The organism is Kitasatospora sp. NPDC058115 (assembly GCF_042884635.1).
GTDB lineage: Bacteria > Actinomycetota > Actinomycetes > Streptomycetales > Streptomycetaceae > Kitasatospora.
The window spans coordinates 132,555-149,844 of sequence record NZ_JBHVTL010000001.1 but is presented as its reverse complement, the minus strand read 5'-3'; the positions used below and the strand labels follow the sequence as shown (position 1 = coordinate 149,844).

Below are 17,290 nucleotides of genomic sequence, written 5' to 3'. Positions count from 1 at the left end.
CCGCCGGTGGAACCACCGGAGCGCCCGACGGAGTCGGGACCGGCATGAACGCCGAAACCGCGCCCCATGAGCCACGTCCGCACCGGACCGACCGCCGCCGCCTGCTGCTGAGCGTCGCGGCCGGACTGGGCGCGCTCGCGGTGCCGGCCGGGGCCCGCTGGTGGGCGGTCCGGGACAACGCGCGCGGCCCCCGGATCTGGGAGGCGGCGACCGGCGGGCGGGTCGTCCCGTCGGCCGACCCCCGGGGGAACGTCCACGTGGCGGGGTACGACGGCGGCGTCCGGGCCCTGGACCCGCGCACCGGTGCCGTCCGCTGGGCCGCGGCGGTCGGACCGGCCGACGCCGCCGCGCAGCGGGGCGGCTGGCCGCTGGCCGAGGGCGCCGGTGTGGTGTGCGTGTACTCCACGACCAGGGTGCAGGTCCTCGACGCCGCGTCGGGGGAGCCGCGCTGGGAGACCGCGGTGTCGGACGCGGGGGAGGCCCCGGCACCCCCGGGCGTCGCCGTGGCGGGCGACAGCGTGATCCTCGTCGACGGAGCGTCGCTGCGCTCCTTCGACGCGGCCACCGGCCGGGCGCTCTGGAGCGGCCCGCCGACGGTCTCCGGCACCCCGCTGGTGGCCGGGGACACCGTGTACGTCCCCGGCCGCTCGGCGGGGCTGCTCGCGTTCGACCTCCGCAGCGGTGAGCAACGGTGGGAGCAGGGCGCCGTCGACGCGGTCCTGGACCCGCCCGCCGTCCACGCCGGCCTCGTGCACCTCGTGGACACCGGCCGGACCGACCGGACCGGCGCGAGTTCGGCGGCGCTCGCCCTGGAGGCGGCCACCGGGCGGGTGCTCTGGAAGCGGACGCAGCTGCGCGGCCCGATCGGTCCGGTGGTCGCGGGCGGGACGGTCTGCCTGCTCAGCGGGAAGCAGCTGCTCGCCCTGGACGCGGCGACGGGCGACGAGCGGTGGACGGCCGCCGTGCCGCCGGGGGCGGGCCGGGGGACGAGCTCGCTGACGGCCGCCCAGGGAGCCGTGTACGTCGGGACGAACGACGACCGCCTCTTCGCGCACGACCTGCGGACGGGCGGACTGCGCTGGCAGGACGAGCCGGAGCGCCTGCGGGCCGACACCGAGTTCACCCGGGTCTCGCTCGCCGTGGCCGGATCCACCGTCTACCGGGGCAGCCGCACCGGCCTCCGCGCCTTCACGGCCCTGTCCCCGGTCTGAGGCCCGGCCTGAGCCCGGGACCGCCCCGTCCGGCCCGCGCCGCCGCCCCCGACGTCGCTACCGGCGCGGGGGATCGATCCGGGTGCGGGCCGGGGCGAGGAGCCGGTTGAGCAGCTCGGCGCCCTCGGCGGTGTCCAGCGCGACCGACGCGGTGCCGGCCGGCTTGACCAGGGTGGTGGCGGCGTCGCGTTCGTAGAGGACGCAGGCGCTGCTCCCGAGGTCCCGCTTGGACGGCCAGCGCAGGCCGGCCGCCCACGGCGCCTGGCCGCGGATCCAGGCCGCCCAGCGGCGGGTGCGCGGATAGGCGTCGGGGGTGGAGTGGATCAGCCACTCGTCCTGGTGGACGGCCGCGAGCTGATCGAGCGTCATCAGGCCGACCAGCGGGATGTCGCACGTGGTCTCGATCCGCGACAGCACCCGCCCCCGCACCGAGGCGCGCCGGATCCGCCGCCAGCCGCGCTCGTCGAACGGCACGCCGCGGACCAGCGTCTCCATCACCGCCGTGCGCTCCGAGAACCCGGCGTACAGGTACGGCAGATGGGTCCCGTCGCCCTCGTAGGAGCAGAACCGGCCGCCCTCGTAGTGGGAGTCGGACGGGTTCGGGTTGAACGAGGTGGCCGGGTACGCGGCGGAGTGCACCCGGTGCAGCACGGTCCCGGCGGGCAGCACCTCGCGGAACGGGGTGGCGCGCACGGTCGGGGCGGGAACCTTCACGTCGGGCATGCCGTCACCACTCCGCGATCTCGGCGCGGGCGGCGGCGAGCAGGGCGTGCTCGCCGGTGGTGCCCAGGAGGCGGGCGGGGACGGCGTCCAGCCAGGCATTGGTGCCCAGCCACCAGTCGGCCACGCCCCACGGGTCGTCGTCGGCGTCGAGCAGGCGGTTGACGGCGACCACGACGGGCCGCGGGAGGCCGGAGACGTCGTCGAACTGGAACGCCGGGAGGCGGACGGCGCCCTGGCGGTCGGTCAGCCGGATGAGGTCGGGGTCGGCGGGGTCGTTCCCGCCGGCGCGGTAGTCGGCGGCGCTGACGGAGTCCGCGGCGAGCAGCCAGTCGTCGGCGTCGTCCGGCGGGGAGAGGTCGTCCGGCGGCGAGGAGCCGCCCGGCGGGGGGAGGTCGTCCGGCGGGGAGGAGCCGGTCGCCGGTGTCGCGGTCCGGAGCAGGCTCTCGATGCCGGACCGGATCGTGATCGCGCCGGGACCGCCGGCCCCGACGATCCGGACCTCGTCGCCGCCCCGGGCGTAGCGCACGGAGTCGTCGAACAGCTCCCGTACCGGGTGCCCGTCCGGCAGCGCGGCGAGCATCAGCCGCTGGATCTTGCGCGCGAGGCGCTCCGGATCGGCGGTCCGGTCCTCGACGAGCGCCCGGAGCCGGTCGCGGGAGGACTCGTCGAGGAGTGCCCAGATCTCGGCCCAGTGCGTGCGCAGCTCCGCCAGCAACTCGTCCGGCACCATCGTCCCTCACCCCCGCCCGATCCGGTCCCGCCGCTCGGCCGAACGCGTCGGCCGAGCGCCAGGGTAGCGCGTCGGGGCGCTCCGTGGGCGGTGATCTCGGATTCGCAAAGGTGGGACGGCCTTGGCCGGATCTGCGGCATGATGGTGGCTCAGCAGCACCTCGGGGGCGGTGCCGGATCGCGCGCGGTCGACTGCCGTGTGCCGTCACTCACGACCCGCACCGGCCCTCGGCGGCGCGTGCGCAGGGGCCCGGACCGGTGGCACGCGCCCGGTCCGCGCCGCAGGTCACGACTCGCGCTCGGAAGGCGGCCGGTGAGCAGTTCCGCGGGATACGGGTGGTCCTACGTCGACCAGGAGGCCGAGCGCCGCCGCCGGTTGCGGGCCCGGCTGGCCGCCGAGGCCCAGCGCGCCGAGAACCTCCGGCGGGCCGAGGAGCGGCGGGCGGAGCTGCGGGCCCGGCTCGGTGAGCTGAGCGAGCAGGCGCAGGGGCTGCGCGGCGAGGCCAGGCAGTTGCGGCGCGCCTACCGGACGGCCCGGGTCACCGTGGAGACGGTCACCGTCGCGGCCGGGGCGGACGAGGCCGAGTTGGCGCGGGCGGTCGAGCGGGCGCGGGCGGCGAACGCCCGGGCGGCGCAGGAGCTGGCGGAGGCGGTGCAGGACGTCTGGTCGGCGGTGCTGCCGGAGGCCGTCGCCGAGCCGGAACGCCCGCGTCAGGCGGCCCGTTCGGACCGGCGCGCCGCCGCGGCCGCGGCGGCTGCCGCGACGCAAGCCGCCACCGAGGCAGCCGAGGCCGCCGAGCGCGAGCGGGCCGAACGGACCGGACGGGTCCGGGCCGGCGCCCTCGTCGAGGCGCAGACGATCCTCGACCGCGACGTGCCCCGCTGCGACCCGGCCGACCTCGAACAGGTCGCGGGCCTGGTGCGCTCGCTGAAGGCCGCCGGCACCGTCTCCGAGGTGCGGACGACGCTCACCGACCTCGCCGCGTTCGTCCAGCACTCGGTGCAGCGCCGCGCCCGCGAGGAGGAGTGCGCCGAACTGCGCGCCGGCCTGGTGGAACTGGCCCAGGACGCGGAGCCGGCCGACCGGGACCGGCTGGTCGCCGAGCTCGCCGCCGCCGAGGACCCGGCGTACCTGCGGCCCGCCGTGGAGGCGGCCGTGGCCCGCGCCGACGCGCGCCGCAACCGGGCACCGGTGGCGGCGGCGCTCGCCGAGGTGCTGCGCGACCGGGACTACCTGGTGGGCGACGGCTTCGCGGACCTGCTCGCCGAGGAGGGCGAGGTGGTGGTGCCGTTCGGCGACCCGGACCCCGGGCGGGCGGCGGCGGCCGGTGCGGGGGAGGCGGACGGCGAGCCGCCCGCCTCCGGCTACGGGCTGCGGCTGGTGCTCTCGCCGGACCGGGCGACCCTGTCCACGGCGGTGGTCCGGCGCGACGACGCCGCCCCCGGCGAGGCCGGGCGCAGCGACGATCACGCGGCGGACGAGGAGCAGGACGAGGCTGTTCAACGGTGGTTCTGCGACGAGCAGTTGCCCGCGATCGAGGACGGCGTGCGGCAGCGGGGCGTGCGGCTGGAGCGGACGTCCGCGATGCCGCCGGGCGCGCTGGCGGCCGGGCTCGTCCCGGGCGGGTGGTGGCCGCAGCCGCCGTCCGAGGCCGCCCCGCCGCGTCGCCGCAGGAAGCCGGGCGGCAGTGCCCGGAACGAGTCGCCCGCCGTCCGCAACACCCCGCAGGAGCGCCACCGTGACCGCTGAACCCCCGCCACCGCCGTCCCAGCCCCCGTCCGCCGGCCGTGCGGAGGGCGCGAACCGTACGGACCGCGCCGACCGCACGGACCGCGCCGACCGCACGGACCGCGCCGACCTGCGCAAGGACGCCGCGCCGCCGTCCGGTGAGGACGACTCCGGACCCGTCACGCCCAGTTGGATCCGCGAACTGGACATGGCCCTCACCGTCTACCCGCAGGTGCTGCTCACCGGCAACGTCCGCGACCAGTACCTGCTGCCCGACGACCACGCCGCCGGCAGCAGCGGGACGCTCGCGCCGTACAGCCTCGGCGGGGTCATCGAGTCGATGTGCGCGGCCCGCGGCTACGGCGCGATCGCCTTCGTCGACCAGGTCGACGACTGCATCGCCCTGCTGCGGCTGAGCGCCACCCCGCAGCAGATCCCCCAGGTGATCCGGGACTTCGTCGAGCGCGACGAGCGGTGGCGGCGGGGCGGCGGCCAGGGGGCGGAGGGCTCCGGCGAGGACGACGACGAGCCGGACATGGTGGACCGCCTGCGCGACGCGATGGTCGGCGTGGTCCAGCACCCCGGGCCGCCGATCGCGCTGGTCGTCCCGTACGCCGGCCGGATCGGCTCGCCACAGGCGCCCGCCGCCGGGGAGGTCGCCCGACTCTTCGCCGCCGCGGAGGAGTTGGGCCACACGGCCCGCCCGGTGCAGGGCGCGAGCGCGGTCACGCCGTACAACACGGTGTTCTGGGTGGTGGAACGGCAGGAGGAACTGCCGAGGGAGTTCGCGGTCGGCAGCCGTGCCCTGCGGGTCATCAACGTGCCGCAGCCGCCGCACGACCAGCGGCTGGCCGCCGCCCGGCACGTGGTCGGCGGGCTCGCCCGCTACCAGGCGGCGACCGGCGGGCCGTCGCTGACCGACGAGGAGACCGGGCTGGCGGCCAGGGCACTGGCCGACTCCTCGCACGGGATGGGCAGTTCGGAGGTCATGGCGATCGGCCGGATGGCCCTGGACCGCAACCTCCCCGTGCAACGGCTCGACGAGGCCGCCCGGCTGTACCGGATCGGCGTGCTCGACAACCCGTGGGCGACCGCCGCGCTGCGCGAACGCATCGCCGGCGGCGAGGAGTTCCTCAACAGCAAGGTGATCGGGCAGCCGCACGCCGTCCGCCGCACGCTGGAGATCTTCATGCGCTCGGCGGCCGGGCTCAACGGCGCCCAGGCGTCCAGCTCGCCCAGCCGGCCGCGCGGCACGCTCTTCCTCTCCGGTCCGACCGGCGTCGGGAAGACCGAACTCGCCAAGGGCGTCGCGGAGATGATCCTCGGCAAGGACGCCCGGCCGATCCGCTTCGACATGAGCGAGTTCGCCGAGGAGCACGCCCGCGACCGCCTGATCGGCGCCCCGCCCGGGTTCGTCGGCCACGACGCGGGCGGCGAACTCACCAACGCCGTCCGGGCGAACCCGATGAGCGTGCTGCTCTTCGACGAGATCGACAAGGCGAACCCGCGGCTGTTCGACCTCTTCCTGCAGATCCTGGAGGACGGCCGGCTCACCGACGGGCGCGGCGCCACCGTCTACTTCACCGAGTGCGTGCTGATCTTCACCTCCAACCTCGGCGTCAAGGCCGTCGTGGTGGAGGACCCGGCAGCCGCCAGGAGCGCCGGGGCCGGCGGGAGCGGTGGTGCCGGTGGGGCCGCCCCGGCCGGTGCGGAGGCCGGCCGGGAGGCGGCGGAGGGGACCGGCGCGGGCGGGACCGGGGCAGGGGGGACGGGCGTGACCGCGCCGCGCACCACCAAACGGGAGTTCAACCGCCACGACGATCCGATGCTGGTCCGTCAAGGACTGCGCGAGGCCTTCGACACCTTCTTCAACGACCAGATCAAGCGGCCCGAGCTGCGCAACCGCTTCGGCGACAACTTCATCCCGATGGACTTCATGCAGGAGAAGTGGGTGCCGCAGATCCTCGACAAGGCCATCGCCTCGGTGGCGGCCCGCGTCCAGGAGGTCCACGGTGCCGCCCTCACCCTCTCCGACGACGCCTGGGAGGTGCTGCGGGTCGAGGCCACCCGGCGGCTCGACCACGGTGGCCGCGGTGTGCTGACCGCCGTCGAGTCGGCGCTGGTCAACCCGCTCGCCAAGGAGGTCTTCCGGACCCCGCCCCGGCGCGGCGAGCGCATCGAGGTGGTCGCCGTCGAGGGGGACGAGGACGGCGAGGGCTACCGTCTGGAGGTCGAACGGTGGCAGGACTGAGCGCCGACGGGGCCGCCGCCCCCGCGTCCGCGCCCGCGTCCGCCCCCGGGTGCGCCTCCGCGCCCGCGCCGGTGGCCCGGGTCGCCCAGGTCTCCCGGCCGGTGACCGCGCTCGGCCCCGGCCGCCGGCTCGGCGTCTGGTTCCAGGGGTGCACGCTGGCCTGCCCTGGCTGCATGTCGCGGCACACCTGGAGTCCCTCCGGCGGACGGGAGTTGACGGTCGAGCGGTTCGCCGCGCTGTGGCGCTCCGCACTCGCCGACGGTCTCGACGGCCTCACCGTCAGCGGCGGCGAACCCCTGGAGCAGCCCGCCGCCCTCGCCGCGCTGCTCGCCGCCGCCGACGCGGAACGCCGCCTGGCCGGGGCCACGGCCGACCTGCTGGTGTACACCGGCTGGGAGCCGGAGGAACTGGCCGCCGACCCGGCCACCGCCGCCGCCCTGGACGGCGCGGACGCCGTGATCACCGGCCGCTACCGGGCCGGGCAGCCCACCCGGCTCGTCTGGCGCGGCTCGGCCAACCAGCGGCTGGTCACCCGCACGGCGCTCGGCCGCGAGCGGTACGCGCCCTATCGGGAGCACCGGCCGGAGCGGCCCGAACTCCAGGTCCGGGTGAGCGAGGGCGAGGTCCGGGTGATCGGGGTGCCGCGCCCCGGGGACCTGGGCCGGATCGAACGCGACCTGGTCCGGCGCGGCGTGACCCTCCGGGAGACCTCGTGGCGACCGTGATCTACCGCTGCCCGGTGGGCGCTCCGGGGGAGTGTCCGACCTCCGCCACCCGGGGGTACTGCCAGGTGCACATGTTCCAGCAGCTGGAGCGGTACGACCCGGCCGCGGACGTCCCGCCGCCGCCGTCCACTCCGCCGTCCACCCCTCCTGCGGCCGCCCCGCCGGCGCCGGAGCCCGCGCGGGCCGCCGTCGCCACGGAGCCCGCGCCCGGGCCCGGGCGCCCACCCGCACCCGAGCCCGCGACCCGGCCCGCGCAGCGCCGTCCGGCCCGGCAGCCGGTGGCCGTCCGGCTGGCCCTGGTGATCGCCGGGGCCATGCTGCCCGTCCGCGACGAACACCGGCGCGGGGGCGGCGGACTGGCCATCGGCCGCGACGAGCCCGACTGCGCGGCCGTCCCCGGCCTGGCCGCCCTCGACCAGATCTCCCGGCACCACGCCCGGCTGCGCTGGATCGACGGCGCGCTGTACGTCGAGGACCAGGGTTCGACCAACGGCACCTTCGTCGACGGCCGCCGGATCACCGCCCCGACCCGGATCGGACCGGGACAGCGGCTGCGGTTCGCGAGGGACGTGGACGCCCAACTGATCGAGATCGACGAGTTCGGCGCACCCCGGTGAGCCGGGCCCGCGAGGAGGAGAACGGCGCGATGGCCGACACACCGCCGGAACCGAGCCCGCCCACCCGCAAGCAGGGCCGCGGGAAGGACACGTCGGGAGACGCCGGAACCCCTGCCGAGAGCCCGCGCACCCGGGTCCAGCGCGACCGGGGCGCCGGGAACGGCAGGGCCTCCGGCGCGGGGAGCCCCCGCACCCGCGTCCAGCGCGAGCGCCCGGAACCCGCCGACGGCGGTGCCGTCCCGGGCCCGCGCACCCGCGTGCAGCGCCCCGCCGGTCCGGCGGCCGGCCCGGCGGCCGACCCGGCCGCCGATTCGCCTTCCGACCTGCCCGCCGACCCGCCCGCCGATCCGGCCGGGGCCTTCCCCGCAGCGCTCGCCGACCGCTACGCCCCCGTCGGCCGCGTCGGCTCCGGCAGCGAGGGCACCGTCTGGCACGTCCGCCGCACCGACGGCGGCGGCGACGCGGCCGTGAAGGTCGGCAACCCCGGTGTACGGGCGGACACCGAACTCCTCGCCCACCTCGCCGGGGACCCCGCCTTCCGCCGGCACGTCCCCGAGATCCTCGGCCACGGCCGGGTCGAGCACGCGGGCGCGCTCTGCGACTGGATGGCGATGGAGTACCTCCCCGTCACCCTCGCCGACCACATCGCGGAGCTGCGCGACCGGCGCCGCCTGGACCGGCCCGGCGAGAGCGAGCGGATCATCCGCGAGCTGGTCGACCTGCTGGCCTTCTGGCAGACCACGATCGCGCGCAACCCGGTCGACTTCAAGCCCGCCAACATCCTGGTCCGCCCGGCCGGGAAGGGCGGCCGCTCCGCCGCCCAGTTCGTGGTCGCCGACTTCGGCGGCGTCGCCAAGCTCACCGCCAGCCGCCGCTTCTCCACCGACATGCAGGTCACCGTCGCCTACATGGCGCCGGAGCAGCTCGCCGGCCACAACCACCCGGCCGGGCCGTGGTGGGCGCTCGGCACCATCCTCTACGAGGTGTTCACCGGCGCCGGCCGCTACCGGCGGGCGGACGGCGGGCTGATCAGTGACGAGGCGCTGCAGATCCGGCTGGTGATGGACGCCGAGGTGGACGTCTCCGCGGTCGCCGACGAGCGCCGCCGGCTGCTGCTCCAGGGCCTGTTCACCAAGGACCCGGCCGACCGCTGGACGGCGGAGCAGGTTCGTACGTGGCTGGGCGGCGGCAGCCCGGAGGTGGTGCGCAGCCGGGTCGACCCGCCGGCGCCCGAGCCGGGCCCGACCGGGCCCGCACACCGGCCGATCGCCTTCCGCGGCCAGGACTTCCACGACCCGGCGGCGCTCGCCGGGGCGATGCTCGGACGCTCGGCGGACGCGGCGGCCTGGCTGGTCAGCGGCGGCGCGCGGCGGCTGCGCGACTGGCTGCGCGACGAGGTCAAGGACACCGTCCTCGATCTGCACTACCTGAAGGACGTCGAACGCGGCACGCCGGCCGAGAAGTCGGCGGCGGCCTCGCGGGCGGTGCTGGCGCTCGGCGCGGCGTTCACGCCGGAGGCCGTCCCGTACGTGCGCGACCGCCGGGTGGACGCGGCCGGGCTGGCGGCGCTGGCGGGGGAGCCGGACGGCCCGGCGTTCGTCGACGAGCTGGTCGCCGCCGGGCTGCCCGGGCTCGCCGCCCGCTTCGAGTGCGGGCACCCGGCCTGCCCCGGGCGGGCCTGCGAGCGGCTGCTCGGGCTCACCCGGCTGGCGGCCGTGCTGACCGCGGTCGAGCGCGAGGCGCGTGCCCTCGGCGGTCGCGGCGACGGCAACGGTGACGGCCGGCTCAGTGCGAACGAGCGCAAGACCGCCCGGCGTTGGGCGCTGCTGCTGACCGTCCAGCCGGAACAGCAGCGGCGCGTCGTGGTCGGGCGGATCTCCACGCTGCCGGGCCCGCTGGCCGCGCTGCCCGCGCCCCTCCACACGGCGGTCGCCGCGGTCGGGGGAGCGGTGGGCGCGGTGGCGGCGCGGGTGCGCGGTGGCGGGCGCCGCGGCGGTGCGCGCGAACGGTTCCGCCGGAACTGGTCCGAGCTGAGCCGCCGGGCGTTCGCCGCCGACCCGGCCACGGCCGAGGGCCGGGGCGTGCTCGCCGCGGCGGCCGTGCTGCAGGTGCGCAGCGTGCGGGCGGGCGGCGCGCGGCGCGGGCGCAACCGGGGGGAGTGGAAGGCGGATGCGCGCGCCTGGTGGGGTGGCGCACGCAGCGCGTTGCCCCGGCGTGCGGTGGCGGTCGTGCTGCTGTTCCTCTCGCTCGGCCTCACGCTCTGGTCGGGGACCGTCTGGCGGCACGCCGTCGAGTTCGGCACGGGCGCGCAGGTGCTGCCCGACGGTCCGTTCGGCGGACCGCTGCGGACCGTCGGCGAGGCCGCGGCGCGGGCGACGGCCGGCCAGCTCGGCGCGGCGCTGGCCGCGGCCGTGGCGGTGGTCGCCTTCCCGGCCCGGGTCGGGCGGCGGATGCTGTTCCTCGCCGTGGCGGCCTCCTTCACCGTCGGCTACCTGCGCCTCGGGCCGCCGATGACGGTGCTGAAACCGCCGCAGGCGGTGGTCGACCGGGTGGTCGTGTTCGAGGGCGGCCTCGGGAGCTGGGCGGGCGTCGGCGCGGTCGCGGCGGTCGTGCTCGCGCTGGTCCTCAACGACCGCTCGGTGCGCTGGCTGCTCACGCCCGCCCTCACGGCCTCGGAACGGGCTGCGGGCGACCGCCGCCGCCTCGCCACCCGCCGCCCCGGCGCCCGCGCGGCCGGGACCACCGGCCTCCGCGACCGGCTGCTGTTCGGCCTCGGCGGGACGCTCGTGCTGACGGCGCTGCTGTGGGCGTCGGTCGAGATCCGGCTCGCCGTCGTCGACCGGGACCGCCACCTCACCCCGGAGTCCTGGGGCACCGGCCAGACCGGCGCGGCCTACCAGGCCGACTACGTGCTGCTGCTGGCCTTCATCGCCTTCCTCGCGGCCTGCGCCACCCCCCGCGCGGCCCGCCGCGTCCTGGCCGCCGCGGCGGTCGGCACGGCCGCCCTCGGCGCCTGGCCCCCGCCCCTCGGCCCCCTCGAAGCCCTCCGCATCCCCGTCCTGGCCCCCTGGTTCCGCGACCTCGCCACCCTCTGGGGCCACTCCGCCTTCTGGGCCGCCCTCCTGATCATGCTCCCCCTCGCCGCCTACCTCACCCTCTGGACCACCCGCCACCTCCCCACCTCCTGACCCACACCCCACCCGAGCAGCCGGATCGAAAAGTCGGCCCACCCGACTTCCCACTCCACCCGGCACCGATCCGTCCACCCGAACTTTCTGCCGCGAGAGTATCTATGCGCGTAGATACCGCCGTGGCCGGGAGCGGAAAGTCGGCCCGCCCGACTTCCTGCTCCACCGCATCCCGTTCGGCGTGGCGCCCGGGCGACCGGATTGGAAAGTCGGCCGGCCCGACTTCCTGTTCCATTGCCCGCCGCACCCCGCCCGGCGTGGCGCGCGAGCAGCTGGACCGAGAAGTCGCCCGGCCCGACTTCCTGCTCCATCGCGCCGCCCCGCCCCGCCCCGCCCGCCACGGCACGCGACGCGAGCATCCGGATCGAGAAGTCGGCCGGCCCGACTTCCTGCTCCGCCGGGCGTGGGTGTGGCCGCCGGAATTCTCGGCCGCGCGATCATCTATGCGCGTAGATGGCATGACCGTTGGGAGTGGGAAGTCGACCTGTCCGACTTTCTGCTCCATCGCGCCGCCTCACCCTGCCGGGCGTGGCGCGCGAGCAGCCGGATCGAGAAGTCGGCCCACCCGACTTCCCGCTCCACCGCACCCCGCCCGGTGTGGCGCGCGGGCGGCTGGATTGAGAAGTCGGCCCGCCCGACTTCTGGCTCCGCTGGGCATAGATGCGTCCGCCGGGAGTTCTGCCGCGGGAGCATCTATGCGCGTAGATTTCGCATTGGCTGGGAGTGGAAAGTCGGCCCGTCCGACTTCCTGCTCCACCGAATCCCGTTCGGCGTGGCGCCCGAGCGGCTGGATTGGGAAGTCGGCCGGCCCGACTTCCTGTTCCATTGCCCACCGCACCCCGCCCGGTGTGGCGCGCGAGCGGCTGGATTGAGAAGTCGGCCCGTCCGCCTTCCTGCTCCGCCGGGCACCGATGCGTCCGCCGGAATTTCTGCCGGGAGGGCGTCTGTGTGCGTAGATCCTGCAGTGGTTGGGAGTGGAAAGTCGGCCCGTCCGACTTTCTGCTCCATCGCGCCCATCGTGTCTCGCTGGGTGTGGTGTGCGAGGGGTTGGATGGGGGAGTCGGCCGATCTGACTTTCTGCTCCGCCGGGCGTCGCGGATTCCGGCTTTGGGGGCATCGGTGCCGGGATCGGCGTGGGTGTGCGGCGGGCCTTGCGTTGCGCTGGGTGTCGTTGAACGGCTGGTGGTGGGCGCGGAGTTGATGGGTACGGCGCGCGATCCCGGTGTGGGCCGCTGCTGTTAGTATGCCAACCATGATCAAGGGTGGCTTAGAAGGCCGAATAGGCCGGATGGTGGGGGACAGCAGGCCGGAGCGCGTGCTGATCGCTGCCAGTTTCGTCAATCGGGTCGGCAATGGTTTGTTCAACGCGGCGTCGGCGCTCTATTTCACGTTGGTCGTGGGCCTGCCCGCGGTGCAGGTCGGTGCCGCGCTCAGCATCGCCGGGGTGATCGGCCTGGGCGCGGGGATCCCGGGCGGGCATCTGGCCGACCGGCGCGGGGCGCGCACGATCATGATGTCGGCCCTCGCGGTCCAGGCGGTGTCGATGGCGGCCCTCCTCCTCGTCGAGAGCTGGGCCGCGCTCACGGTCGTCGCGACGGTCGACCAGGTCGCCGCGGCGGCCGGCGGGGCCGCGTCGGGGGCTCTGGTGGTCCGGGTCGGGGGTGACCGCCCGGCCCTGTTCCGGGCGAGGCTGCGTACGTTCGTCAACCTGGGCGTCATCCTGGGAACGGTGGGCGCGGGGCTGGCGCTGGCCGCGGGCACCCGCGGCGCCTATGTCACGCTGATCCTCGGCAACGCGGCGAGCTTCGCCCTGTGCGCGGCGCTTCTGCTCCTGCTGCCCCGCTACCCGGTCCTGGCGGCACCGCCGCAACAGCGGCGCTGGCTGGTCCTCACGGACCGTCCCTTCCTGGCGTTCACCGCCCTCTACGGCGCCATGGGACTGCAGTACCCGGTGGTCTCGCTGCTCCTGCCGATCTGGATCTCCGAGCACACCGAGGTGCCGCGCTGGTCGGTGGCCGTGCTGTTCGCCGTCAACTCCCTCTTCTGTGTGCTGATGCAGACCAGGATCGGCTCGCGCGTCGAGACCCTGCGCGACGGCGGCCGGGCGTTCCGCACGGCGGGGCTGCTCTTCCTCGTCAGCTGCCCGATGATGGCGCTGGGGGCGTACACCCCGGTCTGGGCCACGGCCGCACTGATCCTGACGGCGATCTTCGTCCACAGCCTGGCAGAGGTCTGGGAGTCGTCGGCGTGCTTCGCCCTGGGCTTCGGCCTTGCCCCCGACCACGCCCAGGGCCAGTACCAGGGCGTCTTCGGTCTCGGCTTCAGCGCGGGCCAGGCCCTGGCCCCCGCGATCCTCACCACGGTGGTGCTCGGCCTCGGCATGACGGGCTGGCTGCTGCTGGCGGTGTTCTTCGCGGTACTGGGCGCCGCCGGCCCCTCCCTCGCCCGCTGGGGCGCGCGGACCCGGCCGCAGCCGGGCGTTGCCGTCGAAGCGACGGGATGACCGGCGGGCCGGATCGAGAAGTCGGCCCGCCCGACTTTCCACTCCGCGGGGCGTCGGCGTCAGGTGGGGCGCAGGGCGGCGAGGAGGATGTCCAGGATGTGGGCGCGGGCGGTCGGGTCGGGGCCGAGTTGTTCGAGGGCGGCGTTGGCGCCCACGAGGAGCGCGACGAGTTCGGGGAGGGTCAGTTCGGGGCGGGCAGTGCCGGCCCGCTGGGCGCGGTGCAGGGCGTCGGCGAGCAGGTCGCGCACGGCCGTCGAGGAGGCGTGGAGGGAGGTGTGGACGTCCACTCCGGCGGCGGCGAGGGCTTGGGCGAAGGCGTTCTTGCCCGCGGACTGTTCGGCGATCAGGCGGAAGCAGGCGAACAGGGCGTCGCCGGGCGCGGACTCCGCCGCCACCCGGGCCGCGCTCGCCGCGATCGTCTCCAGCCGGCGCACCATCACCGCCTCCAACAGCGCCTCCTTCGTGGGGAAGTGCCGGAACAGCGTGCCGACGCCGACGCCGGCGGCGCGGGCGATCTCCTCGGTGGACGCACCGACGCCCCGCGTGGTGAACACCTCGGTGGCGGTGTCCAGCAGCTTGGCCCGGTTGCGGGCCGCGTCCGCCCGGAGCGGGCGGTCCTGAGTGCCGCTCAACTCTTCAACTCCCCTTCCGTGTCGGCGGAATCGACGGGCACCCACCCCTGGACAACCGGAGCGGCCGGTCCGTATGGTCGGGACGGAGCTAAACGGAGTCGCTGGTCCGGTTCTGGCGGCGCACATCATTCCGGGGGTTGATCATGTCCGAAACACGGTCGCCGCGCGAGGTCTCCCGCGCGCTGCTCGACGGCATCACGGGCGGACGCTTCACCGAACTGGACCGGTTCTACGCCGAGGACGCCGTGGTGGAGATGGTGTTCGAGCCGGTCGGCCCGCGCCGGGTGGAGGGGCGGGCGGCGCTGCGTGAGCGGTTCCTCGCGCTCGCCGGGCGCACGCCGCTGGAGCTGGACGCCCGCAACGTCGTGGTCCGCGCCACCGAAGACCCCGAGGTGGTCGTCACCGAGTGGGACTACCACGCCCGCAACCGCGAGACCGGACAGCAGGAGACCGTCGCCAACCTCCAGGTGCTGCGGGTGCGCGACGGCCTCATCGTGCACAGCCGGGACTTCCACGACCACCTCGCCCTCGCCCGGCTCCTCGGCGCCGCGCCGCAGTGGGCCACCGACCCCCGGGCGGAGTAGCCGGCGAAGCCGCGCGTCCCGGGCGTCGCGGCTGAGCGCCGCGCCGGGCGCGATGGTGTCGAAGCCGTGGAACGCGCCCGGCCGGACGTGCAGTTCCGCCTCGCGGCCGGCCCGCCACAAGGCGTCGGCGTACGCCACGGCCTCGTCGCGGAAGGTCTCGGCCGAGCCCACCTCGACGTAGGCGGGAGGAAGGCCCGACAGGTCCGCGGCCCGGGCCGGGGCCGCGTACGGCGGCACGTCGGCGGTGCCCCGCCGCTCGCCCAGGGCGGCCTGCCAGGCAGTCGCGTTGGAGGTCCGGTCCCAGGTGTCGTGGCCGGCCAACTGGTGGGCGGAGAAACTGTCGTTGCGGTCGTCGAGCATCGGGCTCAGCAGCATCCGGCCGACCGGGACCGGCCCGCCGCGGTCCCGGACCAGCAGGGCGAGCGCCGCCGCGAGCCCGCCGCCCGCGCTCTTGCCCCCGACGACGACGCGCCCGGCGTCGACGCCCAGCCGCTCCGCGTGCCCGACCGTCCACCGGAGCCCGGCGAGACCGTCCTCCACCGCGGCCGGGTACGGCGCCGCCGGGGCCGTCCGGTACGCCACGGAGACCACGGCGATGCCCAGTCGCCCGGCGAACTCCCGCAGCAGTCGCGGGAGTACGGACCAGGCGTTGCCGGTGACCAGCCCGCCGCCGTGCAGGTAGTAGAGCAGCGGCAGCGGCCCGTCCGACCCGGCGGGCCGCCCGCTCACCAGCCGCACGCCCTCCGCGTCCAGCTCGGCGACCTCGAAGCGCCCGCCGTCCCGCTGCTGCCACGCCGGGAGGTCCTCCGGGGTGATCGGAGCCCGCGCGCCCTTCCCCAACGCCGCCGTCGCACCGTGGTCCCCGTCCCCCATCGACGCCCCCTCGCCCGTCCGGACCGCCCCGCCCGTCCGGACCGCCCCGACGGCGCCCGATCCGCCCAGCTTGCCCGTGTCGGCCGCCCGGCGGCACGGGGCCGGAGTGGGAAGTCGGACCGGCCGACTTCCCACTCCGGCCCCGGTGGCTTGCCTCCCGGCTACTTGCCCGGCGGGATGTCGTAGACGTGGTCGGGCGTGACGATGCTGGTGATGGCCCGGCCGAGCAGGGTGCTGGGCTCGGAATCCTGGGACATGATGTCGGTGTTGAGCAGCACCACCAGGGTCGCGCACTCCTCCGGCAGGCGGATGGTGAGGCTCTCGTAGCCGGGCAGCGAGCCGTTGTGGCCGATCCACCCGTTGATGTCGAAGATCCCGAGGCCGTACCCCGCGCCGGGGATGCCGGTGGGCAGGACGTCCAGGCGCTGCGCCTGGGTCCCGGGCGACAGCAGGGTGCCGGCCACCAGGTCCTCCGCCCAGTGCCGCAGATCCCGCAGGTCGGAGACGAGCGCGCCCGCCGCCCAGGCCCACGAGGGGTTCCAGTGCGTGGAGTCGGCGACCGCGCCGGTGGGCGTCTGATCGGTGTAGCCGTGCGCGTACGGCTCGGGCAGTTCGGTGCTCCGCGGGAAGAGGGTGTGCCGCAGGCCGCTGGGCGCGGTGATCCGGTCGTGGACGAACGCCTCCAGGCTCCGGCCGCTCACCCGCTCGACCAGCAGGCCGAGCAGGATGTAGTTGCTGTTCGAGTACTGGAAGCGCGAGCCCGGCGCGAACTCGTTCTCGTGCCGGTAACCGTAGGCGAGCAGTTCCTCGGGGGTGAAGACGCGGTCGGGGTCGTCGAGGAACGCGTTGACGAAGTCGTCGTCCTCGCTGTACGGGAAGAGACCGCTGCGCATGTCGAGCAGGTCGCGCACCCGGATGTCCTCGCCGCACGGGACGCCGTCCAGGTACGTCGCGATCGGGTCGTCGAGGCCGATCAGGCCCTCGTCCACCAGTTGCAGGACGGCGGTGGCGGTGAAGGTCTTGGTCTCGCTGCCGATCCGCATGTTCAGCTGCTCCGTCATGGGCGCGCCGGTCTCCTTGTCGGCGACGCCGAACGCGCGCAGGTAGCTGCCCTGCCCGCGGATCCACAGGCCGACCTGCACGCCGGGGATGCCCGCCTGCTGCATCACCTGCTGGATCGCCTCGTCGAGCTGGGCCTGGAGCTCGGGGCTGAGCGCGCGGCCGTCGTCGTCGGTGACGGCCGACGCCACAGACGACCCAGACGACCCAGACGACACAGGCGCCACAGGCGCCACAGACGCGGCGGGCACGGGCGGGGCGGCGGCGGGCGCGGCGCCCAGCGTCAGCGGCAGGAGCCCGGCGACGGCGAGCGCCGTCGCGGCGAGCGTGCGGGCGGGGGAACGTCTTCTCATGGTGCGGGCCTCTCTGCGGTGCGGAGCGGGGTGAGCTGCTGAGCCGATCGTCGGCGACGAGGGGCCGGCGGGCCGTCCGTCTGATGCGCGGGCCGGGTGAAAGAGCTGATGAG

General features: G+C 75.8%; 12 protein-coding genes and 1 pseudogene. 8 read left to right on the top strand and 5 right to left on the bottom strand.

The window, feature by feature from the left end:
- The first annotated feature begins 44 nt into the window (after positions 1–44).
- Positions 45–1,211 (top strand): PQQ-binding-like beta-propeller repeat protein, encoded by a 1,167-nt coding sequence (locus tag ACFVVL_RS00535; protein ID WP_387670226.1) that lies wholly within the window; start codon positions 45–47, stop codon positions 1,209–1,211.
- A gap of 57 nt (positions 1,212–1,268) precedes the next feature.
- Here ACFVVL_RS00535 and ACFVVL_RS00530 read toward each other — a convergent pair whose 3' ends face one another.
- Positions 1,269–1,934, bottom strand: coding sequence for an RES family NAD+ phosphorylase (locus ACFVVL_RS00530; protein ID WP_387670224.1), 666 nt, complete (start codon positions 1,932–1,934; stop codon positions 1,269–1,271).
- 4 nt (positions 1,935–1,938) lie between these two features.
- A complete protein-coding gene (locus ACFVVL_RS00525; protein WP_387670222.1) occupies positions 1,939–2,664 on the bottom strand; it encodes a hypothetical protein in 726 nt (241 codons plus the stop codon).
- Positions 2,665–2,976: 312 nt separating this feature from the next.
- Here ACFVVL_RS00525 and ACFVVL_RS00520 point away from each other — a divergent pair, with 312 nt between their 5' ends.
- The 6 genes from ACFVVL_RS00520 (at position 2,977) to ACFVVL_RS00495 (ending at position 13,676) form a co-directional block, all read left to right on the top strand.
- Positions 2,977–4,413 carry a hypothetical protein gene (locus ACFVVL_RS00520; protein WP_387670220.1) on the top strand — a complete coding sequence of 479 codons (1,437 nt, stop codon included), beginning with the start codon at positions 2,977–2,979 and terminating at the stop codon, positions 4,411–4,413.
- Entirely contained in the window at positions 4,403–6,643 is a 2,241-nt protein-coding gene (locus ACFVVL_RS00515; protein ID WP_387670218.1) for an AAA family ATPase, read from the top strand. The genes ACFVVL_RS00520 and ACFVVL_RS00515 overlap by 11 nt, the downstream gene beginning before the upstream one ends.
- Entirely contained in the window at positions 6,631–7,368 is a 738-nt protein-coding gene (locus ACFVVL_RS00510) for a 4Fe-4S cluster-binding domain-containing protein (RefSeq protein WP_387670216.1), read from the top strand. The genes ACFVVL_RS00515 and ACFVVL_RS00510 overlap by 13 nt, the downstream gene beginning before the upstream one ends.
- Positions 7,356–7,985 (top strand): FHA domain-containing protein, encoded by a 630-nt coding sequence (locus ACFVVL_RS00505; protein WP_387670214.1) that lies wholly within the window; start codon positions 7,356–7,358, stop codon positions 7,983–7,985. The genes ACFVVL_RS00510 and ACFVVL_RS00505 overlap by 13 nt, the downstream gene beginning before the upstream one ends.
- A 29-nt stretch (positions 7,986–8,014) precedes the next feature.
- Positions 8,015–11,173 carry a hypothetical protein gene (locus ACFVVL_RS00500; protein ID WP_387670212.1) on the top strand — a complete coding sequence of 1,053 codons (3,159 nt, stop codon included), beginning with the start codon at positions 8,015–8,017 and terminating at the stop codon, positions 11,171–11,173.
- Positions 11,174–12,425: 1,252 nt separating this feature from the next.
- Positions 12,426–13,676 (top strand): MFS transporter, encoded by a 1,251-nt coding sequence (locus tag ACFVVL_RS00495; RefSeq protein ID WP_387670210.1) that lies wholly within the window; start codon positions 12,426–12,428, stop codon positions 13,674–13,676.
- A 59-nt stretch (positions 13,677–13,735) separates the two neighbouring features.
- On the opposite strand, the gene ACFVVL_RS00490 is transcribed toward ACFVVL_RS00495, so the two are convergent.
- Positions 13,736–14,308: a TetR/AcrR family transcriptional regulator gene (locus tag ACFVVL_RS00490; RefSeq protein WP_387670208.1), complete on the bottom strand. Its 573-nt coding sequence runs from the start codon at positions 14,306–14,308 to the stop codon at positions 13,736–13,738.
- A gap of 143 nt (positions 14,309–14,451) precedes the next feature.
- Between ACFVVL_RS00490 and ACFVVL_RS00485 the strand changes: the two genes are divergently transcribed.
- Positions 14,452–14,892 carry a nuclear transport factor 2 family protein gene (locus ACFVVL_RS00485; protein WP_387670625.1) on the top strand — a complete coding sequence of 147 codons (441 nt, stop codon included), beginning with the start codon at positions 14,452–14,454 and terminating at the stop codon, positions 14,890–14,892.
- Here ACFVVL_RS00485 and ACFVVL_RS00480 read toward each other — a convergent pair.
- Together ACFVVL_RS00480 and ACFVVL_RS00475 are read right to left on the bottom strand one after the other, a co-directional pair.
- Positions 14,884–15,765: pseudogene (locus ACFVVL_RS00480) on the bottom strand (alpha/beta hydrolase); the annotation flags it as partial. The gene ACFVVL_RS00485 and the pseudogene ACFVVL_RS00480 sit on opposite strands and share 9 nt — an antisense overlap.
- 161 nt (positions 15,766–15,926) lie before the next feature.
- Positions 15,927–17,177 carry a serine hydrolase domain-containing protein gene (locus ACFVVL_RS00475; protein WP_387670206.1) on the bottom strand — a complete coding sequence of 417 codons (1,251 nt, stop codon included), beginning with the start codon at positions 17,175–17,177 and terminating at the stop codon, positions 15,927–15,929.
- Between the last annotated feature and the right edge of the window lie 113 nt (positions 17,178–17,290).

Bases quoted from the DNA above. Each gene is read 5' to 3' on its own strand.
- ACFVVL_RS00535 (WP_387670226.1), top strand. From the start codon at position 45: ATGAACGCCGAAACCGCGCCCCATGAGCCACGTCCGCACCGGACCGAC.
- ACFVVL_RS00530 (WP_387670224.1), bottom strand. From the start codon at position 1,934: ATGCCCGACGTGAAGGTTCCCGCCCCGACCGTGCGCGCCACCCCGTTC.
- ACFVVL_RS00525 (WP_387670222.1), bottom strand. From the start codon at position 2,664: ATGGTGCCGGACGAGTTGCTGGCGGAGCTGCGCACGCACTGGGCCGAG.
- ACFVVL_RS00500 (WP_387670212.1), top strand. From the start codon at position 8,015: ATGGCCGACACACCGCCGGAACCGAGCCCGCCCACCCGCAAGCAGGGC.
- ACFVVL_RS00495 (WP_387670210.1), top strand. From the start codon at position 12,426: ATGATCAAGGGTGGCTTAGAAGGCCGAATAGGCCGGATGGTGGGGGAC.
- ACFVVL_RS00485 (WP_387670625.1), top strand. From the start codon at position 14,452: ATGTCCGAAACACGGTCGCCGCGCGAGGTCTCCCGCGCGCTGCTCGAC.
- ACFVVL_RS00475 (WP_387670206.1), bottom strand. From the start codon at position 17,177: ATGAGAAGACGTTCCCCCGCCCGCACGCTCGCCGCGACGGCGCTCGCC.